At 68.6% G+C, this 1,913-nt stretch carries 2 protein-coding genes and 1 pseudogene; all 3 read right to left on the bottom strand.

Annotated elements, in window-relative coordinates; genetic code table 11:
• Positions 1-881, bottom strand: an 881-nt coding sequence (locus G5C51_RS41715) for an ABC transporter permease (protein ID WP_165246109.1), incomplete at its 3' end; no start/stop codon positions are given.
• Positions 878-1,603, bottom strand: coding sequence for an ABC transporter ATP-binding protein (locus G5C51_RS41710; protein WP_165246107.1), 726 nt, complete (start codon positions 1,601-1,603; stop codon positions 878-880). The genes G5C51_RS41710 and G5C51_RS41715, both read right to left, overlap by 4 nt.
• Positions 1,600-1,913 (bottom strand): annotated as a pseudogene (locus G5C51_RS41705) (efflux RND transporter periplasmic adaptor subunit); the annotation flags it as partial. The pseudogene G5C51_RS41705 and the gene G5C51_RS41710, both read right to left, overlap by 4 nt.

Raw genomic sequence — 1,913 nt, 5'->3', positions numbered from 1 at the left:
CCGACACCCCCCACCAGCAACGCCACCCCACCAAGCCCCAGCAGTAGATTCGTAAACGCCCCCTCCGAAGCGGCCTTGGCCGCCAGCGCATCGGACGGATTCGACACCTCCACCTCCTGCGGCGCCTCCGGATTCACCGTCCGCGGCAGCAGATCCCGCACCGCATCGACCCGGTCATCGGCCGACCGCTCGTAAATCGACGTCGGATGCCCGTCAAAGCCCAGCAACCGCTCCGCCGCATCCCACCCCACCAGCGCCGACCGCTCCAGATCGGTCGCCAGCGGCAGCTTCCCCAGAATGCCGATCACGGTGAAGTACTGCTCCCCGATCCAGACCTGCTGTCCCGGTCGACTGATCCCCAGCCGATCCGCCGCCGCGTCACCAAGAACAACCGACGGATACTTCCCCGTCGCCTTGTTCAGCCACGTGCCTTTCCCCACCGACCCCTGCAGCGTCCGCAGCAGATTCTGATCCGCCGCATTCACCGTAAGACCGCCGCTCAGCTCCTCCGGGACATGCTCCGAGCGATACACCTTGTGGTCCATCGCCCCGATCGCGCCCACGTTCTCGACGCCGTCGATACGCCCCGTCATCCGCGCCGCCGCCTTCGGCAGCTTCGATTCCTCGCCGGTGAACATCGACTGCCCGGGCGAGACCACCAGCATGTTGGTGCCCAACTTGTCGAGCTGCCGCAGCAGATCCGCCTTCGACGACTCCGAGATGCCGACGACAGCGATCATCGTCGCGATACCGATCGCGATCCCCAGCGCCGACAAGCAAACCCGCACCGGCCGCCCCCGCAGCCCAGCCGACCCCACCTGCCACACATCCCGACCGGACAGCCGCGCCGGGACAAGTCCCTTACGCCTGCGCGGGCTCATACCGCACCACCCACCATCGCCGCCTGCGGACGCCGATCTTCAGTGATCAACCCATCCCGGATATGCACCTGCCGCGGCAGCACCTCGGCGATCTCCCGGTCATGCGTGATGACCGCGATCGTGGCGCCCTGCGCATTCAGATCGTGCAGCAGCTCCACCACCGCCTCGCCCGACGCGCTGTCGAGCGCCCCGGTCGGCTCATCAGCGAGGAGCAGGTCCGGCTGCCCGGCCACCGCCCGCGCGATCGCCACCCGCTGCTTCTGGCCGCCCGACAGCTCGTGCGGGCGATGGGTCGTACGGTCACCCAGGCCCACCCGCTCCAGAGCCTCCGCCGCCTGCCTGCGGCGGCGCGCGTGGGAGAGGCCGGAGTAGCGCAGGCCCTCCATGACGTTCGCGAGAGCCGTCGCGCCCGGCACCAGATGAAAGGCCTGAAAGATGAAGCCGATGTGAGCCGAGCGCAGAGCCGACAGCTCACGATCGGAAAGCGAGCCGATGTCATGGCCCGCGATCGCGACCGTGCCGGCCGTAGGGCGGTCCAGGGTGCCCGCGATGTGCAGCAGCGTGGACTTGCCGGAGCCGGACGGGCCGACGATGGCGAGGAGTTCGCGGCGCTCGATGGTCAGGTCGACACCTGCCAGGGCTTTTACGTCACCGGGGTACTCCTTGGTCACGCCGTGCAGGTCCACCACCGGCGTGGCCGGGTCCGTAAGGTCGCCGGTCATGTCTTCGGCACCCCGACCTTCATACCCGCCTTGAGACCGGGCCCCTTGACCTCGACGCGACCGTTGGCGAAAAGACCCAGCTCGACCTTCACGTCCCGGGCCTTGCCGCCCTCGACCACCTGGACGGCGAAGCCGCCGGAGGGCGCGGCGAGGAGAGACTCCACAGGAACATGCAGGGCGTTCTCAGCGCTCTCACCCTTCAGGTGCACGGTCACGGGGGACTTGTCGACGCCCTCGACCTTGTCGCCACCGGACAGCTCGACGTGCACCTTCACCTTCGGATCCTCCGAGCCGCCACCGCCCCCACCCC

Origin of the sequence: Streptomyces coryli (assembly GCF_011044975.1) — a bacterium.
Taxonomy (GTDB): domain Bacteria; phylum Actinomycetota; class Actinomycetes; order Streptomycetales; family Streptomycetaceae; genus Streptomyces; species Streptomyces coryli.
Note: the sequence above shows the minus strand (reverse complement) of the source record. Positions and strands in the feature narration are given on the sequence as shown.